A 25,267-nucleotide genomic window follows, 5' to 3' on the forward strand; every position below is an offset into this window, starting at 1 on the left:
TGCGTTCCGCGATGAAAATAGATTGGTGGACGCTTGGGCTTCAGACCGTCAATGTCCTGGTCCTTGTCTGGATCCTGAGCCGCTTTCTGTTCCGTCCCGTCACCGCAATCATCGCGGAGCGTCAAGCCTCTGCCGCCCGGCTGCTCGACGACGCCCGCGCGGCGCGAGATGCAGCCCTCGTCGAAAAAGCGAAAATCGACGAGGAGGCCGCGCGCCAGGCGGCGGCTCGCACGGTAGCCTTGACCTCGGCGGCCGCCGAGGCAGCGACGGAGAAGACCGCGCTTCTCGCCGCCGCCAGGATAGAGGCAGAGCAAAAGCGCGTCGCCGCCGAGACGGAGTTTTTTCTCGCGCGGCAGAGCGAGACAGCCGCGACCGCCGATCGCGCCAGCCTTCTGGCTGTCGACATTGCCTCCAAACTGCTCGACCGCCTCCCTCCTGAGGCCCGCGTTGTTGGTTTTATCGAGGGAATGGCGAGCCAACTCGGGGCGCTTCCCCCATCCACGCGCCATGACCTCGCCACCAGTGGCGAAGAAGCTCGGCTCAAGGCGCCACGCGCTCTAACCGACGAGGAATTGAAGGCTTGTGGCGCCGCGTTCTCCCGGGCGATAGGACGACCAGTCATTTTCGCTGTCGAGATCGACCCCGGCCTCATCGCCGGACTGGAATTCGAGACGCGCCACGCCCTGGTCCGCAACAGTTTTCGATTCGATCTCGACCGGATCGCCACAGAGTTGACGCGCCATGACCATGCAAGACAATAATTCGGCCGACTGGCTGGGGCGCGCAAGAGAGGCGCTGGCGCGAACGGACCTGTCCGTCCAGGCGCAATCCGTTGGCCGCGTCGAGCGGATCGCCGACGGGATTGCGCAGGTTTCGGGACTGCCCGATGTCCGTCTGAACGAGCTCCTCGTTTTCGACGGCGGCTGCGCGGGATACGCCCTCACGCTTGACGCCGACGCCATCCTTGCTGTGCTCCTTGATGAGGGCGCGGCGATCCAGGCGGGTTCGAAAGTCACAGGAACCGGCGCGGTGGTCCGCGTGCCCGTCGGCTCCGGTCTGCTTGGACGCGTCGTCGACCCGCTTGGCCGGCCGATCGATCGCGATGAGACCATCGCCGCGGAGGCCCATTGCCCGATCGAGCGCCCCGCGCCGACCATCATCGAGCGCGATCTGGTTTCAGATCCGATGGAGACGGGCATACTAGTCGTGGATTCGTTGTTCACACTCGGTCGCGGCCAGCGCGAGCTGATCATCGGCGATCGCGCCACCGGAAAAACGTCGATCGCCGTCGACGCGATCTGCAACCAGAAGAATTCGGACGTGATTTGCGTCTATGTCGCCGTCGGACAGCGAGCGACTGCTGTCGAACGGGTGATCGAAGCCGTGAGGGCGCATGGCGCCCCGGAACGCTGCATCTTCGTGGTGGCGTCGGCCGCCGCTTCACCTGGGCTGCAATGGATCGCGCCCTTCGCCGGCTTCACCATCGCCGAATATTTTCGCGATCGGGGGCAGCACGCCTTGATCGTCATCGACGATATGACCAAGCATGCGGCGACGCACCGGGAACTGGCGCTGCTCACGCGCGAGCCGCCGGGCCGCGAGGCCTATCCCGGTGACATTTTCTACGTTCATGCACGGATGCTGGAGCGGGCGGCCAAACTATCGGCGGAACTGGGCGGCGGCTCGCTGACCGCCTTGCCAGTCGCCGAGACCGACGCCGGCAATCTCTCGGCCTATATCCCCACCAATCTGATTTCGATCACCGACGGCCAGATCGTACTCGACTCGCGCCTGTTCGCCGCAAACCAGCGTCCGGCGGTCGATGTCGGGACCAGCGTCAGCCGTGTCGGCGGCAAGGCGCAGAAACCGGCGCTGCGCGAAGTCTCAGGCCGCATAAGGCTGGACTACTCGCAATTCCTCGAACTCGAAATGTTCACCCGATTCGGCGGCATTTCCGACACCCGCGTCAAAGCGCAAATTACCCGCGGCGAACGTATCCGCGCACTATTGGTTCAGCCTCGACTGGCCAATTTGCGGCTCGCCGACCAGACGGCTCTGCTGGCCGCGCTCGCCGAAGGTATTTTCGATGATTTCCCCACCGCGACCGTCGGCATTGTGCGGGCGCGTCTGCCAACATGGCTCGACGCCCAGGCTGCCGACGCCGTCGCTATGCTGGCGAACACAGGCGTTCTGGACGAAGCTGTCCGGAGGCGGCTGGTTGCGGCCGTGAGCGCGCTCGGCGCCGATGTCGCCGCAACGGAGCAACCGGAGGCGGCTTTATGACGGAACGTTTGAGCGATGTCGAGGCGCGCATCGGCACCGTGCGGCAGCTCTCCTCGGTGATTGGGGCCATGCGCGGCGTCGCCGCAGCCCGTTCGCGCGAGGCGCGCGGCCATCTTGATGGCGTTCGCGCTTATGCGAAAACCATCGCCGGGGCGATCGGCCAGATTCTGGCTTTCGCGCCAGAACTTGGACGTACGGACTCGGTTCGAAAAGGGGATGGCTCCCGCGCGATCATTGCTATGGTCGCCGAACAAGGCTTCGCCGGAGCTTTCAGCGAACGCGTGCTCGACACCGTCCGTCGCCTCGCGGCGACAAACCCGAACCAGGAGACGGAAATCATGCTGATCGGCGACCGCGGTCTGATGGTCGCGCAGGAGCGAGGTTTCACTATCGACTGGGCGTCGCCAATGGTCGCCCATGTCGGACAAGCGGCGACGCTGGCCAATAAAATTGTCGATGCGCTCTACGCAAGGCTAGACGCGGGACAGGTCACGCGCGTGACGGTGGTCCACGCGATTCCCGACGGATCGAACGCGATCCAGATTGTCGAGAAAAAGCTGCTGCCGTTCGATTTTGAGCGCGTCCCTGCCAACCTAAACAAAGCGATACCCTTGCTCACTTTGCCGCCGGCAGTTTTGCTGGCCAGGCTGGTTGAGGAATATGTCTTCGCCGAATTGTGCGAGGCGGCGGTGCTGTCGTTCGCAGCCGAAAACGAGGCCCGAATGCGCGCCATGATCGAGGCGCGCGCCAATGTCACAAAAACGCTGGACGGCCTGATCTCCCGCTCGCGTCGGTTGCGGCAGGAAGAAATCACGAATGAAATTATTGAATTGGCCGGTGGGGCGCAGAGCAACGCCAATTCCCGGGCGAGATCAACCTAGACCGTATGTTCGCCGGCTAAAGGCGATGGCGGTCCGCCCCACTGCATGTCCCTAATCGAGGATTGCGCTGGCTCTGCCGACACTCGCCTCTCGACCGAGACAGCCCATGACGAAACCACGGTCATGCGGTAACCAACCCGCGCATGAGAGCTTGCTCAACCGCCGTCTCAGACCCCGCCTTCTGCCGTGGGCACTGCCGACGATTTCATCGGCGCTCTAAAATTTAACAGCAGTGCGTAACCCGAAAACTGCGGCATCACGGATACGACCTACGGCCGGGTTTGTAGGATCGATGGCGCCATAGTTGGGATGAAAAATATATTGGAAATCAGGCTGAAGATTCCAGCCGGGAACGAGCGCTACCTGATAGGTCAACTCAAGCGCCATTTCATAGTCGCGGATTGGTAGAGCGGTATTGGTAAAAAAACTTGCGTCTGCGTCGAGCGCTCTCAGCGAAGGCGAAATCGGCGAATAAGCGACCGCTAGACCGAACGTATCGTCCGGCCTCCTGTTCCAAAGACCGATGAAGTTGACGCCGCCTTCGGCATAGAAATTCGCTACATTTCTGTCCGATGGACTTGCCGAAACACGTGCAAAAGCCCCGATACCCTTTTTTGGATCGTCTCCTGGAAGACGCCAAATCATCTGATCTACGATGCCGTAAATGCCGTAATCGCCGAAATGTCGCATCGGCACACCGTTGCTCGACGGATCGGCGAGTGAAAAGCCATTATTGTCGTAACGCTGATCGAGGAATATTTTACCAACTTGGCGCCAGCCGCCGAATCTGATAGTTCCAGCAAGATTTGGCGAATCTTTTGTCTGATTATATTTGTACTGCGCTTCCGCAATTATAAAGGGTGGATCCCCAAGACGGAAATTGATCCCGGCCGGGTCCAAGATTTCCTGCGATCCCCTGAATCTAGCCCCCGAAGTATCGCCATTGAAGATGGCGGCAAGGAAAGTGATTTGATCGTTCGGGGTCACTTTCAGCCGCACTGCAGGCGCCGCCAGGGGATAGTTGGGTCCCGTGCTTGGCAAGTCCGCCGCCAATATATTCGGCCATCCGAACGTCGCGTTGATATATAAAGCGCCGAAATCGCTGATGAAAAATTCAGTGTCCGCGCCTAATTGACCGATACGTATCGATGCCAGGTCCCTAAAAAACTTTTGTTCAAACCACGCTTCATACAGCCGCGTGGTTGTTCGCGCCTCGATGGAACTGACGGTCAAAACGTTGAAAATGCAACAAGTAGAGAGACCCAAGCCATTGATTATATAGGAGTTAATATGGAATGAAGCGCCGTTAAGCCCGACAATTTTATTGAGATCGCCATCGAGAGCCGTCTCGATGAGTTGATCGTAAATCCCTCGCCGTTTGACGCCACCTGTAGGGTTGCCAAATACCTCGCCTGTGTAATTCACTTGCAAATTGTAGCCGAGATCAAACAGCGCCTTCTTGAACTCAGCAAGCGCCGTAATGCTTGAGGATACAGAAGGTTGTCCACTTGTCGATGCCTCCGCGGACACCCCTGACGTGGTCTGCGTAGCCTGAACTTGTTGTGCATGAGCTAAGCCGCTCGTCAGCACAAGTATTACCGCAAGATGGATCGCAAGCCGCAAGCTGCCACTCCTCACTTTACAGCATTCCCATCCAATCAATTTCCTCAAGACGGACTACTGTTGCTACCTTCCGATATCACACGGATTTGAAGGCGATAAGACGTAATATCCTACAGATGGCCACAGGGTGGCGCGAATGCTCGGCGCGACCAGCGGGGCGGCGGCCCGGGCCGACATGCGCCCAGTTTGGGGTTCCCTGCCCAATGAGGTGGTCGAGACCGGCGAGTTGACCGCGCATTTCGAACGTGACCACCGGCAACGCGACGACAAGGCCGATCCAGAACCGTGTTATCATATCGACGAGTCCCTTACTCGGTTCAGATTCGGCCGTGACCAGTACGGGATCAAGAGTCGTGCCGCAGATCGGGCGGGTGTAAATCGTTCCCGCGAGCGCGGCAGGAGCCCGCGCCGCCTCAGGCTGCGTAGCACGCCGGATCGGCGACGAACTTGCTGCGGCATCCGTCTGAGCAGAAAAATAAGACTGTCCCGCGTGAACGGCCTGGTTTTTGGCGGTCTCTGGGTTCATTTCCATGCCGCAGACGGGATCCCGCGTTGTTTGCGCGCCCTGCGAAGGATCGACAGATGCGGGATGTTCATGACGGTGCACGTGGCCGTGATGGCCCCCTGGTGGTTATGGGAGTCGACGACCCCTTTGGTGTCTGGACTCATGGGAGGACCTCCGGACGTTGTCGAGCGAGGGGAGCTTTTCATATGCGCCGTCCTCAAATATTAGCGATGACATTGCGCAATTTATCGGTCACTTTCCGGGCAATTTCAGCAAGCGCCGGATTGCCCACGCGCTCCATTCCAACTTGCGGATTTATGGCCGCGACCTCGATTTCACCGCCACCCAGATCCTGCACAATCACATTGCACGGCAGCATCGTGCCGATCTTGTCCTCTACGGTCAGGGCCTGATGGGCCAAAGAGGGATTGCACGCACCCAGGATTCGATAATCGCGGAACTCCGCCCCTAACTTCTGTTTCATCGTCGCTTTGACGTCGATTTCCGTAAGGATGCCGAAGCCTTCAAGCTTGAGAGCCTCCACTGCTTTGGCCACGATTTGGTCGAAACTGGAACCGGAAATGACTTTGTTGATGTAGTATGTCATCGTTGATTTCCTTTCGTATCGAGAGGGCAAGCGTTCCAATTGAGGCTCCGTTCTTGCCCGTCGGTAATATCGCAACGGAAAAGATCATGCTGATGATCGTGCATCGTCATAATCTTTAGTGCGTATGGCTTCGCGACCGTTTCGCACCAATTGCGAAGGCGCTGCTTGTCGATCATGCCGGGGACGATTGAAAACTCGCTCAGCTTCGCCCGTGCTTGGGACCGCGCGAAATCGGCGGCTTGAACTAAAACGGGCGTAATTTCCTCTGGCCGAAGGCCAGCCATGACCTCTTCTTTGATGTGTTGGGCGTAAACGCTCATCGGCCCGAGCGGTCCGCTCGTTTCCTCCAGGAAACTCGGGCGATCGATTGCGCACATGTTCGTGGTTTGCTGCCCGAGGTACACGACCGACAAGAGCTTGATCTGTCGATTGAGATCATTCGCAGACCCCGGCGACGTTACGACAAGGATCAGCCCTGCAACGAGTCCGCAGGTCTGGTAGACGCTCTTCATCGACCATGCGAATGGACTTTTTATGCGCATCGTAGGATTCATCGGAGGTCCCATCAATCTGCGGCTCTCGCCAAAAAGGAATTAACTCGCAGCAGAGGTGGATGGGCTTGGTCCAGCTCGGGGATCGCACCCAAGGCGAAGGCGTCTATGGCGCCGGGACGGAAGAGACAGCATACGGTCGAACCGCCGTACTGGAAGTAGCCGAGTTCATCTCCCTTGGCCACACGGGCCCCGGCTTTGACGCTTTGATCGATAACGCAGGAGGAAATCTCGCCCATGCCGATCGGCATGACCACCATATGACCGATGGATGGATCGTCGGCCATGATGTGGATGATCGCCCGTGCGGCGACGTGCGCGAGATAGGCCTGAGAACGGTTGGGGCCGATCGGATCCTCGCCCTCGCTCTCGGCTTCCGAGAAATAGGTGCCTTCAACCGTTCGCGTTCTCAAAATTGTTCCGCTCACCGGGCTGTGCCAGCGGTGATAATTGAAGGCGCTCAGGAAGGCCTGGTAGACCACGCCGCCCACGAAGTCGTCGACGGTGGGATCGCCCGCAAGCATGTCAGTCAGCGAATAGGGCTGGCCCTTGATCCAGAAATCGTCCTGGCGTTTCACGTTCCTGGCTATGCGATAGGGCCGGGACTCGCAGGGAACGACGGTCACCTTGCCATCGTCCGGCGCAGCCACCGGGCGCACGCCGGACCTGAAGCGGCGAGTAAAGAAATCGTTCCACGACCGGAAGCCCCAGTGCGGATCGTTCGGATCGTGCTCAAATTGCGCCATGCCGATGCGCGCCTGCGCCGCCTCGGACTTCCAGCCTTGGGGCGAGTCATTGATTACGTGGAGGGAGGCCTCACTGGTCAAGTACTCGCACCAAACCGAAATGATTTTCCTGACCATGGCGTTGACTGTGGGGTGGCGGAAGGCGGCGAAGCCCGCGGGCGTTCCCATGCACCAGTCGAGGATCGCATCAAGCGGACAGCCGACATAGGCCGAATCCTCGAATTCCGGCACGTAGGTGAGGACAGCATTCATCAGACTCAGCATTTGCTCGACGGAGTCCAAATGACGCACCCGGAATTTGCTGGTCCTGGGGACCTGGCCGATCATGCTGGTGAAATACATGCGCACGATCGGATCGTCGTCGATCAGGTCGGCGAATTCCTCGATCACCGGATGGCGACTCGCTCCCCGCGCGTCCGCCCGCATCTTGAAGTCGTGGAGCCAGGCCTGTAGGGCTTCCGGCTCCGCCGGGAGCCAATGGCCGATGCGAAACGTCGACTTTCTCGCCCAATGATTACCAGTCATCGAATTCTCGCTGTTGACTGTTTGGAGTTGAACACTTGTGTTTCTTCCAAATGCCCGAAGGTGGATGGTGCCTCTTTTGCCGAAGTGAGCCTTCTACTCGCGCCCAAAAAGGCTTAGCGTTTTTCCGGGACGCCATCGCCAAGCAAGACGCCGTCGCCATGATTCCTCCGAGAAAAACGTCGCCGTGGGTCGCGTGCGATTACGCTCTCTACTGCGAGCGCAACCTGATGGAACGCTTCTTTCTGAAAGTGAGGCACCTTAGCCGCGTCACCACCCGCTATGAGCCAGGCCGCAAGAGTTCGTGTCCGTGCTGTCCCTCGTCAGCGCGCTCATCGGGACGCGCTCAATGTCAACGCGCTCTGGGAATGGCAGGTCGCTGGGTCGGACTCTGAACGGGACACCCTTCCACCGATTCATGCATTGATCATATGAGATCCGGCAATACGTCGCCGCAGAAGGAGAGCGTGGCGTGAGGCCAATATCTTGCTGACATCGGTAGCGTGTCTTTTGACAATCGATAACATGCTCCTGCCGCGATCGATGACCGCCTGAGTCGACGAATCCCCCCTTGCATGAGATTATCGCGCCGGCGGAAGGCGCCGAGAGAACGGCGCCAACGACGACGATCAAGACGCCAAAAGCTGGGCGTAACATTGGAACCTCCCATTGCTGATGGGGCGTCAGCCCCGATTAATGCACGTGGACATGTTCGGCTTCGTGTTCGTGATCGTCGTGGTCATGCGCCACAAACTTGCCCTGCACGACGCTGCCCGTCAGGGTCGTGATCTGCACAGCGCCTTCCAGCTGTGCCGGAAGCGGCGACGGAGAAACGCCTGTCAGTTCGTTGTCTCCGGCGGATTCCAGCGGAATGCGCACGGGCTTTCCGTCGACCGCTTTGAAGATGGCGACACCCTTCAAGCCGGCAGAGGGGACCGCCCTGGTCGAATGATCGTGGAGATAGACTTCGAGCTTCGTGTCCTTGGCGACGACCTCGACATGGAAGACGCTTGCGTCGGTTTGCTGGCCGCCATGCTCGCCGATCTTGGCCGCATGGGCGAAGGCCAACGAAGGCGCAGAGAATAGGACAGCGGAAATAACGAAAGTCCTGAGTTTCATGCGAATTCTCCTGTTTAGCTAAAAGGTTGAGGGTTCGAGAATGCCCGTAGTGGGTTGGTCGGATGCTTTGTTTTGATTGTCGTTGACAAGCCGCTCAAAGGACTTGCGCCCGAAAAGCAGCACGAGGGCCGGAGTCACGAAGGCGTCGAGCGCAGTGGCGCTGACAAGGCCGCCAAATATCGTTATGGCGACCGGATGCAGGATTTCCTTGCCCGGCGCCTGTGCGTCGAACATCAGGGGGGCGAGAGCCACGCCTGCGGATAGAGCGGTCATGAGCACCGGCGTCATGCGCTCCAGCGAACCCCGGATCGCCAACTCCCGGCCAAATGCGACGCCCTCATGCAATCCGAGATTCAGCATGTGGCTGATCTTTAGGATTCCGTTGCGCGAAGCGATGCCAGTTAGCGTGATGAAGCCGATCATCGACGCGACCGACAGTGGCTGGCCGGCGATGGCGAGAGCCGCGACGCTGCCAATCAGGGCGAGAGGAGCCCCACCCATGATGATCGCGGCGAAGGTCGCCGAGCGGTACCGTGAATAGAGCAGCGCGAAGACGAGGCCGAGCGAAATCAGGGACAGCAGCCCGATGTCTCTGCTCGCCTCTTCCTGAGCTTGGAAGGTCCCTTCCAGGCTCGCGAAATAGCCTTGCGGCAGTTTCGCTTCCGCCAGCTTACCTCTGATATCGGCTATGCTGCGGCCCATGTCGGCGCCAGGCGCGGCATTGGCGAAGACGACGATGCGCCTCTTGCCGTTCTCGCGCTGGATCTGGTTCGGCCCGTCGGTCTCGCGCACATCGGCGATCTGGCGCGCCGGAACCCAGCCATAGGGCGTCTCGATCAACAGGTCGCCGAGCGACTGAGTCGTGCGCAGGCGGTCGTCAAGCCGCTCGACGATATCGAAACGGCGCACCCCATCGACAACCCGCGACACGAGCTTGCCGTTCGACAGGCGTTGCAGCTGATCGACGATGGCGGCGGGCTGCACGCCGTAAAGCGCCGCCCGCTGGTAATCGACCGCGATCTCAAGCTGCGGCACGCGCACCTGCCGCTCGACCTGGAGATCGACGAGGCCAGAAATGGGGGCGAGTTTTTGGCGGAGATCGTCGGCAATGCGCGTGAGTGAGTCGAGATCGTCGCCAAAGATTTTTAATGCGATCTGCGCCCGCACGCCTGACAACATGTGGTCAAGGCGATGCGATATCGGCTGCCCGATGTTGACAGCTACCGGCAGTACGCCGAGCTTTTCGCGTATATCCGCGAGGACCAAGGCTCTGTCCCGCTTCGACGACTCCAGATCGACCTCGATCTCCGAGGAATGGACGCCCTCGGCATGTTCGTCGAGTTCGGCGCGGCCGGTGCGCCGCCCGACCGATTTGACCTCGGGAATCTGCAACAGCAATTGCTCAGCGATCAGGCCAACGCGATTGGATTCCGCCAGGGATATGCCCGGCGCAAAGGTGGCGTTGATCGTCAGCGTGCCTTCATTGAAGGGAGGCAGGAAAGCGCGCGGCAAGTTGAATGCCGCCAAGCCCGCCCCGATCACGCCAAGCGCCGCCACAGCCACCAGGATCGGCGCATGATTGAGCGCATGATCGAGCCCGGTTGCATAGCCTGCCTTGAGCTTGCGCACGAGCCAGCCTTCATGCTCTTCGAACCGCTTCAGGCGGGGCAGAAGATAGAAAGACAGGACTGGGGTGACCGTGATCGAGACCATGAGGCTGGCCAGGATTGATATGATGTAGGCTTGGCCGAGCGGCGCGAAGAGGCGCCCTTCGATGCCCGACAGCGCGAAAAGCGGCACGAAAACCAGCACGATGATCGCGGTCGCATAGACGATGCCGGACCGCACCTCCTGGCTCGCTGCGACGATGACGTCGAAGACGCTCCTCGGACTGCCGGCTTGCCGGTTTTCCCGAAGTCGCCGGAAGATATTTTCGACGTCCACCACGGCGTCATCGACCAGTTCGCCGATGGCGATGGCGAGGCCTCCGAGCGTCATGGTGTTGATCGACAGCCCCATCCAGTGGAAGACAATGGCGGCGACCAGGATCGACAGGGGAATGGCGGTCAAAGAGATCGCAGTCGTACGCCAATTCAGCAGGAAGGCGAACAGGACGATAGCGACGACGACGACCGCCTCCATCAGCACGTGCTCGACGTTTTTCACCGACGTTTCAATGAAATTGGCCTGGCGGAACAGGATTTGGTCAGCCCTGATTCCGTCCGGCAGCGAAGGGCTAAGCTCTTTGAGCGCGGTTTCGATGTCCTTCGTCAGCTTGATCGTGTCGATGTCCGGCTGCTTCTCGATCGAGACGATCACAGCCGGCTTGCCCATAAAGCCGGCGTCGCCGCGTTTCGGCTTGGCGGAAAACGAGACCTCCGCCACCTGCTTGAGCCGAACCGGCTTGCCATTCGGCGTCGCGACGACCAGATCGGAGAGGTCTTCGAGCCGAAGCGTGCGCGCGAGATTGCGGATCAAATATTCGGTCGCATGCTGGTCTGAGAAGCCGCCGCCGGTGTTGACGCCAAATTGCACGAGCGCCTTGTCGAGCTGGTCGAGCGTGATCCCGAGCATCCGCATGGCTGCCAAATTGGGGGAGACGCGGAATTGCCGGACCTCCCCGCCTATCGGAATGACCTGGGCGACGCCAGGAATGGCGAGCAGACGCGGGCGCACCACGAAGTCTGCCGTTTCGCGCACCTGCATCGGCGAGACGCCCTCGGGCGCCGTCATGGCGACGAGGACGATCTGGCCCATGATCGAATTGACCGGCCCCATCTGCGGCGTCACGTTCGGCGGCAATTGGTCGCGAACGAGAGCGAGGCGCTCGGCGATCTGTTGCCGATCGCGAAAAATCTCGCTCTTCCAGTCGAACTCGACATAGACAATCGACAGGCCGACACCGGAAACCGATCGAACGCGCGTGACGCCGGGCACGCCATTCATCTGCGTTTCGATGACGAAGGTGACGAGCTGCTCGACTTCGGGCGGAGCGAGTCCCTCGGCCTCGGTCATGATGGTGACGGTCGGGCGGTTCAAATCCGGCAGCACGTCGACGGGAAGGCGGATCAGGGTGAAGGCGCCGTAGACGAGCAGCACCGCGGCGAGCGCCAGCACCAAAAGGCGGTTGCGCAGGGAGTGCGAGACAAGAAAGGTGAACATTGGCGCTTACCTCACCTGATCGATGAGGGAGGCCGCCTGCGTGACCACCCGCTTGCCCGGATCGAGACCCGCCACCACCAGCATCGTGTCGGCATCAAGCGCTTCGACGCGCACCTCTCGCGCGGCAAAAAGTTCGGCCCTCACATGCTCGAAGACAACGCTTTGGCCATTGCTGCGCCGTATGACGCTGGCGCGAGGAACGGCGATGCCGGTTTTCGTCTCGGTCGTCGCGGCCGAGACGGTGACGAACTGGCCGAGGCGCAGGTCTCCGGCGTCGGAATGCAAAGCGAAATCGACAGGTACCGTCTGACTGCGGTCGGCGAGGCCGGAGCCGATATAATCAAGCGCATAGGTTTTGCCTTCGGCGGTGCGGGCGGACCCGGCGCCGCTGAAAGCCTTGGCCTCGAAGGCCATGGCCTCTACCCATAGGCGGCGCGGATCGACGATCTGGAAGATGACGGAATTGGGATCTGCGATCTGGCCGGCCGAGGCGTTAGCCGAAGCGATCACCCCGTCGACAGGGGTGACAAGCGGTTCCGGCTCCCGCCGCGCCTTGTCGACCGACGCACGGCGCTGGCGCAGACCTTCGAGTTCAAGCCGCGTATCATCCAACGTCGCCTGAGCGACAGACTGCGTCTTGATCAAGATTTGCTGACGCGCAAGTCGCCGCTCGATGATGGAGATCTGCTGGTCGAGATCGCCCGCCGTCTGATGCAGAGTGGATTGATCAATGGCGAGGAAGGGCACGGCGGCATAGGCGAGGACCTCGCCCTTCTTCACATTCTGGCCGAGGCGCGGGAATCCCCCTGGTGGAGGCGACAGCCGGCCGGCCGTGGCGGCTGTGACGATGCCGCTGGCGTTGGGATCGGGAACCACCCGGCCCGGCAGTTCGATCGATCGGCTATGAGAGCCGGCTTCACTGAGTTGCGTCCTGACCGCCAGAATGCGCTGACTGGGTTTGGGCACGAAGATCAAGCCGTCGGCCGTGACGCCGGGCCGGTCGCCGGCGGCAGGCGCTGGGGCGGCGGCCTCATCATGGCCCTCGTGGGCAAAAAGCGAGGCGGCGCCAAACACGATGATCGGCCCAAGGCCGAACGTCAGCGCCCAGAACCGACGTCGGTTGCGCAGCATAATTGGCACAGCGGCGCCTCCTATCAGCAGCGCGACGGCGGCGATCCAGGGGAAAATCTTGCCAAGAACTGGCGGCGGAGCGCCGCCCGCCATCGCCTTGGCGTCAGCCGCGGGCTGGGGAACGGTAAGACTGGTCGACAGGACGTCCATGTCGGTTCCGGCCATCACCGTGAAGATCAGGTCGATGCGACCGGGCTTCGCGGCCCAGGGCGCAGGCGCGCTATAAAGGCCGGGGCCCTTTGGCGCCGCCTCTACCGCGCCGGCCGGCGTCTCGATGTTAATCGATGCGCCCTCGACCGGCGCGTTCGTGTCGAAACGGTCGAGCCAGATTTCCAATTCGCCGCCATTTGGTATCGCGACGAGTTCGAAAGCCGCCGATTGGGCTTCGGCCCGCGGCGAGACATGGGCGATGGCGGGTGGGAGGGCGTCGTGATCGTGGCCCTCATGGGCGAACGACGGCGTCGCTAAGGCAAGCGCGCTCAAAAGGGACGCGGTAAGAGCGGCGTAGCAGAAAGACATGGGAATAAGACCTTTGTCCGGAACAGCGGACGGCATTGCGACCTGTCAAAGCAGGCGCGCGCCGGCGACGAGCGTTCAGGCGAAAAGTCTTGGGGGGCGCAGGAGGGAGATGGGATCGACGCCGTCGGGCTCGCGGCCTTCCGGCATCGGCAGACGAGCCGCCAAGCCGACGGGCGTCGGAATCATACGCACAGGAGGGGTCAGGAAAGCAGAAGAGCAGCAACCAGAACCGGAACAGCAAACGCCGCCGCAGCCGCTATGCTCATTCTGCTCTTGCTCCGCAGGCGAAGCGAACATCGCAGCAATCAGCAGACTGGAGTTCGTCGTCGCCTTCAACGACGTCCCCGAAACGGTTGCGAACGCGTCCTCCACCAAAGGCGGAGAAATAGGAGACGCAGAACTCACTGCGTGACGCTCATGGCCGGGATGGGCAGCGGCAGCGGTCGGGCCGAACGCCATCATGGCTGCGACGAGCGCTGCCATGATCCAAAGCGTGAAGCGAGCCAACCGAAGGTGCGGCATATTCATTCCTGACTGAATTTTCTTACCACAATGCCGGTGCTTGATCCATGTCCAAGCGAGCGTTTCGCCAAGGCTTGGAGTAAACATGATTTCTGCGCATGAAAAGCGACGAAATTGGGGAAGAGGTATGGTTTTCTGGACAAGCAGACAGGTCGAAGGTCTGCTCACCGCCTAATGCGCAGGTCGGCCAGACTAAGCGACAGAGTTCCGCTGGGCGCATCCTTTCCGTTCAGCCTTTGACAGGTTGGCCCCGCATAACAGCCAATCGATGACGGGCGGCATTTCGCCAAATCCGAGCATACGGGACGAGTGGTGAATTTCGACGCACGGCGGCGTAAGCCGACTTCGGCTCCAGAATTCAATGCAACTCATCGTTGCACCAGGTTTTTCAGCTCCCAAGATCACCCCACAACTGCGCGAAATCCGCGCCAACCTCGCGCGGCCAAGCAATCGACACATCGAGTTCGTTATGCTTCTCGAAGAAGCCCAAGGCGCCGGCAAGCCCAGCCGCGTCGTGATCCGCGAATATGGTCACGCGCGATACGATCGGCGGCAGAGTGACGATGGAAAATCGCTCCGCGCCCAGCACCGCCCATACAGGCAGTCCCTCATGAAGCAACGAGGCGCCCCAGGCGCTTTCAAATCCCTCGGCCAGCCCGATATGGCTCGCCGCCGGCGCTGTCCGTAACAGGCCTTCGCCCAGCGGGCCGATCACCCGGCGAGGGGAGGGGACATTTGCTTTCGACCGCCCAGAGGGATCGAGAAAGGTAAGCTGCACCGCGACCAGACTGCGGGACGGCGCCTGAACCGCGGCGATCAGACAGGGAAAACGCCGGTCGCGATCATAGCGATAGGACCGCAAATACCGAATAGTCGCGGGAGGCGACGAGCCAAATCCACGAGATCGCAGGTACGTATCTGCCGGGGTTCCGGCGACGGACAAAGCCGAACGCCATAATTTCCTTGCAAGCTCGCTTGTTGTTCGACTGGGCTGCGGCGACCGAGGAAGTGACGCTCGTTTCTCCGCGATTGTCTCCAACGCTGGCGCGAGATTGTTCAGCGCCCGAAAAATATCGCGCGGCCGGCACCCCGCGAAACAATGAAACAGAAATCCCTCTCGACCGTCCGATACGCCAAGAGACGGGCGCAAATCGCCGCGTCGCTTGCCATGGGTGGGAACAGGGCAGGGGCAGAGGAAACCCTTTCCTTCTGGCTTGCCGCCGAGTAGCCGCGCGATTTCGGCGGCAGTCGCCTTCATGGGCGCGGCGGGGCAGCGGCGTCGCTCCCGGCAGCGCGCGCGAGTATGGCGTTTGGCAGCGGGAGATCAGGCGACGCCCAAAGTCCCCGCCGGTGAGCCTTGGCGTCGGCTTCGGCGACCGCATAAGAAAGATTCACCGGGCGACCCCTGGCGTCCGCCGCCGCGAAGGCAAAGCCTTGAGTGACAAGGATGGTACCGAGGTCGAGTGTCGTCTTACCGATATGGGCGGCGCAGACTGCATAAATCAGCGGCGGCGCGCCCGAGCGGGCAATGGCCGAGCAGCGCGGCTTCGTGTCTCGGATCAACGCGGCGAAATAGGCCAAAGACGCTTCGCCGCAATCTACTTTCGCGCCGATCGCATTGGCGAAACTCGTGCCGCGAATGCAGGACTGCACCCCGTAAAGGCGAAAGGTCTCGCCCGCCTGGCGCCAGGTGTCGCCGGTCTCAAAAGTGACGCCGGACAGCGGAATGTCGAATATCGGCAGTTTGCCGTTTGTACCCGCCGCCTGTTGCGGTAGGGCGCCCGACGTCATCGTGGCGAAAGCGATGATCGCGAGTGCAAAAGCGCGCGAGTTTCGAAAAGGTCGCATGACGGCGCCGATCATCCGAAGTTGTCGGGAAGCGAGAGCGGCGCACTGCTCGGCGATGGCGAAATCGCGCCGCCGGGCGTGGTCGCTCCATCCGGACAATTCGTGCCGCCGCTGTTGCTGCAAGTGGCGGCCGCCTGGTTGATCTTGCTCTGAATCGCTTGGCCCCAAGAGCAAATGCTTTGGTTATTGCCATCGAGGTTTGCCGTGCCATTCGAGAGCGTTGCACCGGTCGCCCGAAAGCCCCCATTGCCTGCGGTCGGACAGGCGCCGCCATTGGCTTGCATGTAGGCGACATCATTTTTGCAAATTCCCGGACCGAACTGGAAGCAGGCTGACATCATCCCCGGCGTCACCGCCGTTCCGCCGATCGAGCTGTTGTTGGCGAGCGTCTGATAACCGCCCGACGTGTTGGAATTGCCGACCTGTTGAGCCCAGATGTTGACCTGCTGTTGCAACGGCAGATTCAGATATTGATTTGCCGACATTCCCGCAGGCAAATTTGAGCTGGTCAGCTGCAACACGCCGAAATTATTGCCATTGGACGCGCAGGTGTTGCCGCCGGACTCGGCAATCGCCGCGCCGCCGAAATTGCATGAGCTCGATTTGAGGGTCGAATTGGCATTTGGCGAATTTTGAATGGCTTGCGAAACTTGCGACGCTGAATATTGCTGATTGGCGCAACCGGATTGAAGGTAGGCGCAGGCGTCGTTCGTCGATAGTGCGAGAAGCGCAAGGCCGCTACCGAGAAGATTTGAGAGGCGCATTCGGTGTCGCTCCGTGCTCGCGGCTCAAGGAATTGTGACGGAGTTTGCGCTCGCGTCCTTTTTGCCATCGACCACATCGGCGAACGAAAGTTGCTTCGTTGCAGGATCGTAGGTTGCGACCGTCATGAAACGTGTCTGGGCGTTGCTGCTGGCGTCATAGCCGCGCTCGCCTCTTACCGAGGATATTGCGAACATCGGCCAGTCCTTGATGATGCGAACGTGATCGCCGTCGATCTCGGCCAAGCGCGCCGGGCAAGTCCGCATATTTTCCACCGGCGTCGAACCGCAATTGCCGTTCAAAACCGAAATGACGATGCGGCGGCCATTGATCGTGAACGTCGCCGAAAAGGCCTCGGCGACCAATGGCATCGACGGGCTGACCTGCGCCTGCAAGTCGCGTTGAAATTTGAGGAGGTCAGGAACCTGATCCCGCCAAATTCGAGACTGGATATTGGATTGAGTAAGAGAGAAGGAAGAGGCCAGCAAACGCTGAGAAACAGCGGTTTGGGCGAAAGTCGCAATTGGAAACGACAGCGCGAAGCCGAGAGCAATGACCACGCTCATGATTTTCTCCTTCCAGGGCGAACCCATTGCGAAGGAGGAGGCGGGGGGTGACGCCGGCGTCAAAGGCGCGCAGCCCCGACAGAAAATCCGAGGCTTCGCGCGCGGAAGCGGATTTTGTGGTTGACGCCCTGAGGCGGCGCGGCGCGCACGCTTGCGCAAATTCGGGTCGTCCGGGAAGAAGGTCATGCGGAAGGACATGTTTCGGCTCCGAAGGTTAAAGCGCCAGCTGGCCATTGCGGTCAGAGCGGATGCAGGCGAATGGTTTGGTCACATTGGGCGATATCGGTATGGGCGACGCTGTATCGGATTTTGAAGGCGCGAAGATTGATGTCATAGGCGGCCTGTATCGTTGTGGCGGTCGAATCTTCGGATGGTCCCGCGCCGGTTTTCACGAGATAACAGGCGGCGCCATCGACGATCGAATAATGGCCGTCACTAAAAGTCGCGACGCGCAGCGGGCAGACGAAAATCCGCGCGCTTGGCGAGGGCGAGGGATATTCATCGGTGCAGACGCTCGGCGTATAGAGCACCGTCAGCGCCACCAGCTTGCTCGGGAAATTCACGGAAAAATGCCATTCGGCGGCGTCGCGGTTGAAGGACCCAGAACTCATATTCGGCGCCGGCGAACCCAGCGGCGACTTCCGGCTTTTGGCATTGCTCTCACTGAGGCGATCCTGCCAGATCGAGGCATAGGCCTCGGCTTCGCCCACCGGAATTTTCAAGTCTGAATAGGCGACAGGCCGCCAGCGTTCGGGATCCGGCGTGAAGCGCGGCGAGGACGAACCTGGAGACTGGTGATAAATCTGCGGCTCATCCCCCGGCACGCCTGTTTGTGCAGGGGCCGAGGCCGTCGGCGCCAAAAATATCGCCGAAGCGAGAAGAAGTCTTGCGCTCATCGGTAACGTCCGATGACGTGATGAAAGGCGGCGCGAACGAAAGCGTAGAGCGAACGAAGGGCCGCATAAGCAAGGGCCAAAAGCGCCAAAGTCGGCACGAGAATCAGCAACGCCGTTCCGTTCCCCCTGAGCGGCGTCGTCACGCCCGGGAACAGGGCCGCGTTCATCGCATACTCGACGGGAAAGAGAACGTAACCGACGATCTGCACTTTAGCCTGGTCCAGCCAGACCAGGGGGACCAGGACTAGCGCCATGACGATGAGGCCGCTGACACGCCGGATAGCGTTCGCCCATGCCAATGAATCATAATTGAAAGGATGGCGGCGACAGGGGTTCAAGGGGTTGCCTCCAATGTCCGTCATGGCCCGGATTTTCGGCCTCGATAGCTGCATTCGCTTCCTTCTGCCGCATGATTGCGCCGAAAGCATGTTGCCAATTTTTTATAATACTGATACCGATTCGTTGGCAACGGGAATTTTGAAATGCGCCTGTCTATTGTTCTCGCCTTCAGCGCCTTATGCGCAAGCGCCTCAGCGCAGGATGCGCCTGCTCGCGTCAGCCACGCCCCGAAAGCCGCCGTTCAGACGGTAGCCGCGGAGGCCGAGAAGACAATTATTTATAAATCTTCGGCTGCCGCTTCGCCGCGTTGCGACAGCGTGATCGACGATAAGGCCCTGCGCGAACTGGTGCAAAAAAACGCGCGCGAAATTGGCGTCGATGAAAAACTCGCGCTGGTCATTCTCAAGCTGGAATCCAAGGACGGCGCGGACGTCAATTCGCCCAAGGGCGCGCGCGGGCCGATGCAGCTGATGCCGGCGACCGCCGCCCAATATGGGGTCACAGACATTTGCGATCCCGCGCAGAATGTCCGGGGCGCACTCCTGTTTCTCAAGGACCTGTCGGCGCAATTTTCCGGCAATATGATGCTGATCGCCGCCGCCTATAACGCCGGCTCCGAGCGCGTCCATCAGGCCCATGGCGTCCCCGCCAACCCTGAGACCGTGCGCTATGTCGCGAGCGCCGCCAATCAATATTTCGATCTCGCCCCCTTGGCGGCGCGGCGCGGAAAAGCGCAACCGCCCCGCGTCGGCCCGGTCGGGGTCGAATATGTCGCCAATATTCCCGCCGGAAAGCCCGAAGGCGGCAGGGCCCAGGAATGGATTGGCGGCAGCGTTCTTTATGTCGGTTCTGAAGAGCAAGGAGAAAAATAATGGCGGCAGCCAGATTTAATCATTTTGCCATGCTTGGGGTGCTCGTGGCGCTCGCGCTCGCTTCAAGCACGGAACTCGCTTTCGCGACCGCTTCGACATTTCAGCCGCTCAACACGGCGATGACGAGCGTGTTGCAATTCATGACCGGGACGTTTGCGACCACTGCGGCGACAGTCGCCGTTGCGGCCGTCGGCTTTCTCGCGCTGACCTCTCGGATTCCCTGGTCCTGGGCCTTCGCCGTGGTCATCGGCGTCGCGCTGATTTTCGGCGCTTCGCAAATCGTCCAGTCGCTCACCAGCGGCATGGGCGGCTAATGATGGGCGAGCCGTCAAAACCTCGGCTCGATCCTCTTGTGGGCGGCCTGACCCGGCCGCCCATGATGCTCGGCGTTCCCTATGTGCTGTTCGTCGTCGAATTTTGCGTCGTCGTTCTGATTTTCATCAACACCAAGAATCTCCTGATGTTTGTGCTGCTGCTCCCCGTTCACGGAATCGCGTATGCGCTGACCGTCCGGGACAATCGCTTCGTCGACATCATTCTGGTGCGCTTCGGCAAATGCCCGGTGACGCGCAATCACAGATTTTGGGGCGGCGATTCCTACAAGCCCTAAACTTGAATTAGAGAGACTAAGACTTGCCGAAACTGGCCGCGCATATTCTCCGCTCCATGACTCTCGGTCACGCCGATGCGCGTGAAGCGGCGGTGGCCAAGCACGTGCCCTTTCTGCGCCATGTCGCCGAAGACATGCTCAAGACCAAGGAGGGCCATTTCCTCATGGTGGTGAAAATCGGCGGCTTCTGTTTTCAGACCGCCGACCAGGCCGAAATCGACATGCGCCTGTCGAGCCGCAACACGATCATCCGCGCGATGAACGACAGCCGTTTCGCCATTTATTCCCACATCATCAGACGCGAAGTCCGCCCGAAGATCGACGGGCATTTCGACAATTGGTTCTGCGAGGAACTTGACCGTCGCTATATGGCCAATCAGCAGCACAAACGCATGTTTGTGAATGATCTCTATGTGACCATTTTGCGCCGCGGCTTCGTCGGCAAGGTTGGCATGGCGGAAAAGGCCACGAATCTCTTCCGCAAAAGTCTCGGCGTCGAGGTCTCGGAAATCGAGGCGGAGGCGAAGCGCGAATTGCGCGACACCGTCGCCAATTTCTGCAAGGAAATGGCGAGCTATGGCGCTCGGGTTTTGGCCTGCGTTCGGCGCAACGGGGTTGTCTGCACCGAGATCGGCGAATTCCTCGGCCAATTGCTGGCGGGCGGCGTGCCCCTCGCTATGGCGCTGCCGCGCATGGCGCTGGACGATTATCTACCGACCAGGCGCATCACCTTCGGCAAACGCGCTTTCGAACTGCGTGGCGCAACTGAAGGAGAGACGCGCTTCGGCGCCATGCTGTCGATCCGTGAATATCCGCCCTATACCGGGGCAGGGATGCTCGACGGCCTCCTACGCATTCCCCATGAATTGATTGTGTCTCAGAGCTTTGCGCTCGAAGACCGCGCCCCCGTGATGTCGCATGTCGCCAAGGTGCAGCGGCAGATTTCGGCCTCGGACGAAGCCGGCACGGAGGTGGAAGCGGCGATCAACATCGCCCGCAACGAGCTTGTCACCGGCCAGACCGTTCTCGGCTATCATCATCTGACCGTCTGCGCGCTTGGGAAAAAGCTGCGCGATATGGAGAATTGCGTTCAGGCGGCGACCCAGGAATTGCAGAATTTCGGGACGATCGTCGTCCGCGAGGATATGAACGCCGAACCCTGTTTCTGGGCGCAATTGCCGGGGAATTTTGGCTATATTGCGCGCAAGGCGTTGATCTCCTCGCGCAATTTCGTCGGCTTCGCCTCATTGCATAATTTCGCGGTGGGCCGGCCCGACGGCAATCGCTGGGGCCCGGCGATCTCGATCCTCGAGACCACCAGCCAGACGCCCTATTATTTCAATTTCCATCGGCGACAGGTCGGTAATTTCACGGTCACCGGTCCGACCGGCTCCGGCAAGACCGTCGGCCTCGGTTTTTTGCTGTGTCAGGCGATGCGGGTGTCGCCACAGCCGCGCGTCGCCTTTTTCGACAAGGATCGCGGCGCCGATCCGCTGATCCGCGCCATGGGCGGCTCGTATGAGGTTTTACAGCCGGGCGTGCCCACGGGCTTCAATCCCCTGCAATTGGCAGGAACGCCGGATGACCGGAAGTTTATCGAAGACCTGCTGAAATTCATGGTGCGTCCGCGCGATGGAAGCGACCTCGGGGCGCAGCAGATCAAGATCATCGAAAGCGCTGTCGATCAGATTTTCTCCGTGCCGCTTCGCGATCGGCGTTTCGCCGATGTCGCGCAATTGCTGCGTGGTGCCGAAAAGCAGGGACAGGAGGATCTGGCCTCACGCTTCGATGTCTGGACCAAGGCGCGCGGCTGGCTGTTCAACAATGAGATCGACAGCTGGCAGGCCGCCAATGGCGTGTTCGGCTTTGACATGACCAAGGTGCTGGACGACGACGACATCCGCACCGCCGCGCTCGGCTACATCTTCCATCGCATTGAGGGCATGATGGATGGCGCGCCGATGATGCTGTTCATCGATGAAGGCTGGAAGATCCTATCCGACGACAAGTTTTCCGGCTTTCTCAATGACAAGCTCAAAACGATCCGCAAATTGAACGGGATCGTCGGCTTTGGCACCCAATCGGCCAAGGATATTGTCTCCTCGTCCATGGGGCACACGCTGCTCGAGCAGACGCCGACCAATATTTTCTTCCCCAATCCGAAGGCGGATGAAGCCAGTTACATCGGCGGGTTCAAGCTCAGCGAGCGCGAGTTCGAATGGGTCATCAACACCCATCCCGATTCCCGCCAATTCCTGATCAAGCACGACCATGATTCCGTGATCGCCCGGCTCGATCTGTCGAACATGCCGGATCTGGTGAAAGTCCTCTCCGGCAATGTCGACAGCGTCAATGAACTGGAGGAATTGCGCGCTCGAATTGGCGACGATCCGAAGGATTGGCTGCCGCTCTTTTGCGGTTGGAACAAGCAGACGCGGGAGGCGCCCGATGCGGCTTAGGATCATCCTCGCCCCTATCCTTTTCCTGGCGCTCCCGCCCGCCGCCTCCGCCCAGGTTCCGGTGGACGATTCCGCGCGCAATGCGGCGGAGAAAAGCATCTCCGATTGCATGACCAAGGCCCGCGTTTACAAGCAACAGACGACGCAGCCCTCGCAGGGTGTTCAGCAGAGCGTGGCGACGCCCGGCGCCTCGACCGTCCCCACGGCTGGAACGACCGACGTCACCGGTTCAGGAAGCACGGTCACGTCCGGAACCGTATCCGGTATTGATTTCAGCTCATTGCCCACCGTCTCCTCAACTGGCGCGCAGACCGCGTCTTCGCTCAATCTCAGCACAGTGGCGCAAGCCGTCGGCGCGCTCTCAGGCGTCACGACCGCCCTTCGGAGCAATAATTCCAATACCCAAGCCGCGAGCGCCATGATGGGCAATCTCGCGCTTTCCCAACTGGCCTGGAACCAGAATTCCGGCGCCAGGATCAACAATGGGGCCATGTGGAACCAGTTGATCATGACCGCCGTGATGACGGCGCAATTGTTCAATCAGCGCACCCTGCAAACCACCGGAGGCGCAAGCGCCGCCGCCAATGCGCTGACCTTCGATTCAACCAAGGTTACTTTCACCGGCTTCGCTCCGAGTGTCGACACCAACGCGCTTACCGTTCAGCGCCCGGCCACCCATTAGCAAGTCACGCAAGGAGGGATGAGATGTCCAGGACCAGGCTTCGGCTCAACCTCATGATTGGCGGTTTGCTCAGCTTCCCGCCCTCGGCATTCGCCCAGACGCCCGTGATCGACCATGCGACGCTGACCCAAGCGACACAGACGGCGTCAAACACCGCGCAAATCATGCAAACCAATCAGCAGATTTTACAATACACCCAGCAAACCTATAACGCCGTAACGGGAAGCCGGGCGACATCAACCCTCTCGAGCATTGGGCTGGGCAGCGGCTTTTCCATGTCCTCGGTTCCAGGCCTGTCCTCATTGCTTGGCGGCGGCGGCATTTCCATGAGCGGGCTGGGCTCCTATGGGACGCTGGCCTCATCGATCATCAATGGCTTGAATCTGGCCAAGACCCTGACCGGCAGCTCATCGGCCAGCACACCGACCGATCAGGCCTATGCCGGCGCGGTCAACACGGCGGCCGCGATCACCGCCGCGGTCGCCGGCGCGCAGGCCGCCAGCACGACACGCTCGAGTTCTTTCACTTCGGCTGCCGGCCAGATCGGCTCCGCCGCCGATATCAAGGGCTCGATCGACCAGAATTCGCAGCTGCAAACCCAGACGGGACAGACGATCAATGAGCTGATCGGCACGGTCAATTTGACCAATGCGGCGCTCAACGCCCAGGCGCAGCAGGATCTCGCGGCGCAATCCAAACTTTCGAGCATGTGGAGCTACGATTCCTCGAAAGCGACACTGACGGGGAATTGAGGAATGAACATGCGGAATTTCGTGAAAACAGGCCTCGTCGTCGCTCTGGCGCTCAGCATTTCGAGCCTGTCTGCCTGCGCCCACAAGGATTTGACCGCGCCCTGTTCGCGCGACAGCCATTGGTTCTCGTCCTTTGGCGGCGCATATGCCGCAACCGATTGCGGGCCGCTCCTCCCGGTCAACCGCTAGGCGAGGCCGGTCCATAATGGACATTATCACTCAGCTGTTTTCCCGGATCGATTCCGTCGCGGCTTCAGCGATCCAGACCATTTATCAATCGTTGGCAAGCGGGTTACTCCCGGTTTTCACCGTCGCCCTGACCATCTATGTCGCCTATTGGGGCTATGAAATGATCTATGGCGGCGCGCCGCTCACCGCCGGCTCCTTCATCTGGCGGATCGTGCGCATCGCCGTCATTTATTCGCTCGCCTTCGGATGGTCGGATTTCTCCACCCTTATCGTCAACACTTTTACTCAAGGCGGCGATGGCGTCGCCTCGGCCGTCTGCGCGGCCGTCGGCGGCTCCAATTGCAGCTCGCCGGAAAATTCCATTTCCTCGACGCTGTCGACCCTGTTCACCAATGCCATGAATGCTGGCAAGACCATCGCCGCTTCCGGCGGCTGGGGCGCGGCCATAGGCCTGTCTCTGCTCTCCATCGTCGTTCTGGTCGTCACCGTGATTTTCGTGACCGTCGCCATTGCCCTGGTCATCATTGGCAAGGTCGCGCTCTTCATTCTGCTCGGCCTCGGCCCCTTGTTCATCGCCATGGCCTTGTTCGATTTCACCTCGGCCTTGTTTTCCGGCTGGCTTCGTACCTGCGCCCAATATGCCATCGTACCGATGATCGTTTACGCCATCCTCGGCTTTTTGCTGACCTTGATGAACCAGACCATCACCAATCTCGGGACCGTCACCGACGTGTCCTCGGGCATGACGGTGATTGCGCCCTTTCTGATCCTCTGCGGCGTCGGCACGGTTTTGTTGCCGATGGCCCTGCCGATCGCCGCCTCGATCGCCGGCGGACATGCTCTCCATGCGCCCTGGGCCACTGCGCCGATGGGTTGGGGCGGGGCAGCGGCCCGGCAATCGGCGCGCGCGACGGGGTCGGCGGGGTCATTCGCAGGCCTCGCAGCTCTCGCCGGCGGCTTTTGGGCCTATCAGCGCTTTCGTCCGAAAAATTCAGTTAGTGAGGGATACGCGACCATGCAGCAGGGGGCGTCCGACGCCGGAGCGGAGCAAGTATCGGCCGCGTTGATGGCCAGTCGCGGCGCGCCGCGCGGCGATACTTCAAAAGAAAATTAGGGACTAA

The 25,267-nt window shown here is 60.5% G+C and carries 26 protein-coding genes; 11 read left to right on the forward strand and 15 right to left on the reverse strand.

Annotated features, from left to right (window positions below; all coding sequences use genetic code 11):
* The first annotated feature begins 11 nt into the window (after positions 1-11).
* Genes QZ409_RS00130 through QZ409_RS00140 form a run of 3 tightly spaced genes read left to right on the forward strand, consistent with a single transcriptional unit; the run spans position 12 to position 3,164 of the window.
* Positions 12-761 (forward strand): hypothetical protein, encoded by a 750-nt coding sequence (locus QZ409_RS00130; RefSeq protein ID WP_296706019.1) that lies wholly within the window; start codon positions 12-14, stop codon positions 759-761.
* The gene (locus QZ409_RS00135; protein ID WP_296706020.1) at positions 742-2,283 is read left to right on the forward strand and encodes a F0F1 ATP synthase subunit alpha; all 1,542 of its coding nucleotides are present in this window, start codon (positions 742-744) and stop codon (positions 2,281-2,283) included. The genes QZ409_RS00130 and QZ409_RS00135 overlap by 20 nt, the downstream gene beginning before the upstream one ends.
* Complete coding sequence (locus tag QZ409_RS00140; protein WP_296706021.1) at positions 2,280-3,164, forward strand: FoF1 ATP synthase subunit gamma; 885 nt, start codon at positions 2,280-2,282, stop codon at positions 3,162-3,164. Before QZ409_RS00135 ends, QZ409_RS00140 begins: the two co-directional genes overlap by 4 nt.
* 216 nt (positions 3,165-3,380) lie before the next feature.
* On the opposite strand, the gene QZ409_RS00145 is transcribed toward QZ409_RS00140, so the two are convergent.
* The 15 genes from QZ409_RS00145 to QZ409_RS00215 form a co-directional block, all read right to left on the reverse strand.
* Positions 3,381-4,787: a carbohydrate porin gene (locus QZ409_RS00145; protein ID WP_296706022.1), complete on the reverse strand. Its 1,407-nt coding sequence runs from the start codon at positions 4,785-4,787 to the stop codon at positions 3,381-3,383.
* Positions 4,788-4,863: 76 nt separating this feature from the next.
* Complete coding sequence (locus QZ409_RS00150; RefSeq protein WP_296706023.1) at positions 4,864-5,319, reverse strand: hypothetical protein; 456 nt, start codon at positions 5,317-5,319, stop codon at positions 4,864-4,866.
* Positions 5,320-5,509: 190 nt separating this feature from the next.
* Entirely contained in the window at positions 5,510-5,899 is a 390-nt protein-coding gene (locus QZ409_RS00155) for a DUF302 domain-containing protein (RefSeq protein WP_296706024.1), read from the reverse strand.
* Complete coding sequence (locus tag QZ409_RS00160) at positions 5,896-6,453, reverse strand: hypothetical protein (RefSeq protein WP_296706025.1); 558 nt, start codon at positions 6,451-6,453, stop codon at positions 5,896-5,898. Before QZ409_RS00160 ends, QZ409_RS00155 begins: the two co-directional genes overlap by 4 nt.
* 11 nt (positions 6,454-6,464) lie before the next feature.
* The gene (locus tag QZ409_RS00165; RefSeq protein WP_296706026.1) at positions 6,465-7,586 is read right to left on the reverse strand and encodes a phosphatidylserine decarboxylase family protein; all 1,122 of its coding nucleotides are present in this window, start codon (positions 7,584-7,586) and stop codon (positions 6,465-6,467) included.
* An 825-nt stretch (positions 7,587-8,411) separates the two neighbouring features.
* Positions 8,412-8,837: a hypothetical protein gene (locus QZ409_RS00170; protein ID WP_296706027.1), complete on the reverse strand. Its 426-nt coding sequence runs from the start codon at positions 8,835-8,837 to the stop codon at positions 8,412-8,414.
* Positions 8,838-8,855: 18 nt separating this feature from the next.
* A complete protein-coding gene (locus tag QZ409_RS00175) occupies positions 8,856-11,999 on the reverse strand; it encodes an efflux RND transporter permease subunit (RefSeq protein WP_296706028.1) in 3,144 nt (1,047 codons plus the stop codon).
* Between the two features lie 6 nt (positions 12,000-12,005).
* Complete coding sequence (locus QZ409_RS00180) at positions 12,006-13,613, reverse strand: efflux RND transporter periplasmic adaptor subunit (protein ID WP_342394817.1); 1,608 nt, start codon at positions 13,611-13,613, stop codon at positions 12,006-12,008.
* A gap of 111 nt (positions 13,614-13,724) precedes the next feature.
* The gene (locus QZ409_RS00185) at positions 13,725-14,258 is read right to left on the reverse strand and encodes a hypothetical protein (RefSeq protein ID WP_296706030.1); all 534 of its coding nucleotides are present in this window, start codon (positions 14,256-14,258) and stop codon (positions 13,725-13,727) included.
* 301 nt (positions 14,259-14,559) lie between these two features.
* A complete protein-coding gene (locus tag QZ409_RS00190; RefSeq protein WP_296706031.1) occupies positions 14,560-15,033 on the reverse strand; it encodes a toprim domain-containing protein in 474 nt (157 codons plus the stop codon).
* A gap of 392 nt (positions 15,034-15,425) precedes the next feature.
* The gene (locus tag QZ409_RS00195) at positions 15,426-16,019 is read right to left on the reverse strand and encodes a thermonuclease family protein (RefSeq protein WP_296706032.1); all 594 of its coding nucleotides are present in this window, start codon (positions 16,017-16,019) and stop codon (positions 15,426-15,428) included.
* 11 nt (positions 16,020-16,030) lie between these two features.
* A complete protein-coding gene (locus tag QZ409_RS00200; protein WP_296706033.1) occupies positions 16,031-16,540 on the reverse strand; it encodes a hypothetical protein in 510 nt (169 codons plus the stop codon).
* A gap of 267 nt (positions 16,541-16,807) precedes the next feature.
* A complete protein-coding gene (locus QZ409_RS00205) occupies positions 16,808-17,347 on the reverse strand; it encodes a hypothetical protein (RefSeq protein ID WP_296706034.1) in 540 nt (179 codons plus the stop codon).
* 239 nt (positions 17,348-17,586) lie between these two features.
* Positions 17,587-18,243: a hypothetical protein gene (locus QZ409_RS00210; RefSeq protein ID WP_296706035.1), complete on the reverse strand. Its 657-nt coding sequence runs from the start codon at positions 18,241-18,243 to the stop codon at positions 17,587-17,589.
* On the reverse strand, positions 18,240-18,497 hold the full coding sequence (locus tag QZ409_RS00215; protein ID WP_296706036.1) for a hypothetical protein: 258 nt from the start codon (positions 18,495-18,497) through the stop codon (positions 18,240-18,242). Before QZ409_RS00215 ends, QZ409_RS00210 begins: the two co-directional genes overlap by 4 nt.
* A 228-nt stretch (positions 18,498-18,725) precedes the next feature.
* Here QZ409_RS00215 and QZ409_RS00220 point away from each other — a divergent pair, with 228 nt between their 5' ends.
* Genes QZ409_RS00220 through QZ409_RS00255 form a run of 8 tightly spaced genes read left to right on the forward strand, consistent with a single transcriptional unit; the run spans position 18,726 to position 25,260 of the window.
* Positions 18,726-19,454, forward strand: a complete 729-nt coding sequence (locus tag QZ409_RS00220) for a lytic transglycosylase domain-containing protein (RefSeq protein WP_296706037.1) — start codon at positions 18,726-18,728, stop codon at positions 19,452-19,454.
* Positions 19,454-19,768 (forward strand): TrbC/VirB2 family protein, encoded by a 315-nt coding sequence (locus QZ409_RS00225; protein ID WP_296706038.1) that lies wholly within the window; start codon positions 19,454-19,456, stop codon positions 19,766-19,768. Before QZ409_RS00220 ends, QZ409_RS00225 begins: the two co-directional genes overlap by 1 nt.
* 2 nt (positions 19,769-19,770) lie before the next feature.
* Positions 19,771-20,064: a VirB3 family type IV secretion system protein gene (locus QZ409_RS00230; protein ID WP_296706039.1), complete on the forward strand. Its 294-nt coding sequence runs from the start codon at positions 19,771-19,773 to the stop codon at positions 20,062-20,064.
* Positions 20,065-20,120: 56 nt separating this feature from the next.
* Complete coding sequence (locus QZ409_RS00235; RefSeq protein WP_296706055.1) at positions 20,121-22,523, forward strand: VirB4 family type IV secretion system protein; 2,403 nt, start codon at positions 20,121-20,123, stop codon at positions 22,521-22,523.
* Complete coding sequence (locus tag QZ409_RS00240; RefSeq protein WP_296706040.1) at positions 22,513-23,205, forward strand: hypothetical protein; 693 nt, start codon at positions 22,513-22,515, stop codon at positions 23,203-23,205. The genes QZ409_RS00235 and QZ409_RS00240 overlap by 11 nt, the downstream gene beginning before the upstream one ends.
* 23 nt (positions 23,206-23,228) lie before the next feature.
* Positions 23,229-23,957 (forward strand): type IV secretion system protein, encoded by a 729-nt coding sequence (locus tag QZ409_RS00245; RefSeq protein WP_296706041.1) that lies wholly within the window; start codon positions 23,229-23,231, stop codon positions 23,955-23,957.
* 3 nt (positions 23,958-23,960) lie between these two features.
* On the forward strand, positions 23,961-24,146 hold the full coding sequence (locus tag QZ409_RS00250) for a hypothetical protein (protein WP_296706042.1): 186 nt from the start codon (positions 23,961-23,963) through the stop codon (positions 24,144-24,146).
* Positions 24,147-24,162: 16 nt separating this feature from the next.
* Positions 24,163-25,260, forward strand: coding sequence for a type IV secretion system protein (locus QZ409_RS00255; RefSeq protein WP_296706043.1), 1,098 nt, complete (start codon positions 24,163-24,165; stop codon positions 25,258-25,260).
* The last annotated feature ends 7 nt before the right edge of the window (positions 25,261-25,267 follow it).

Source organism: Rhodoblastus sp., assembly GCF_019449565.1.
Lineage (GTDB): Bacteria > Pseudomonadota > Alphaproteobacteria > Rhizobiales > Beijerinckiaceae > Rhodoblastus.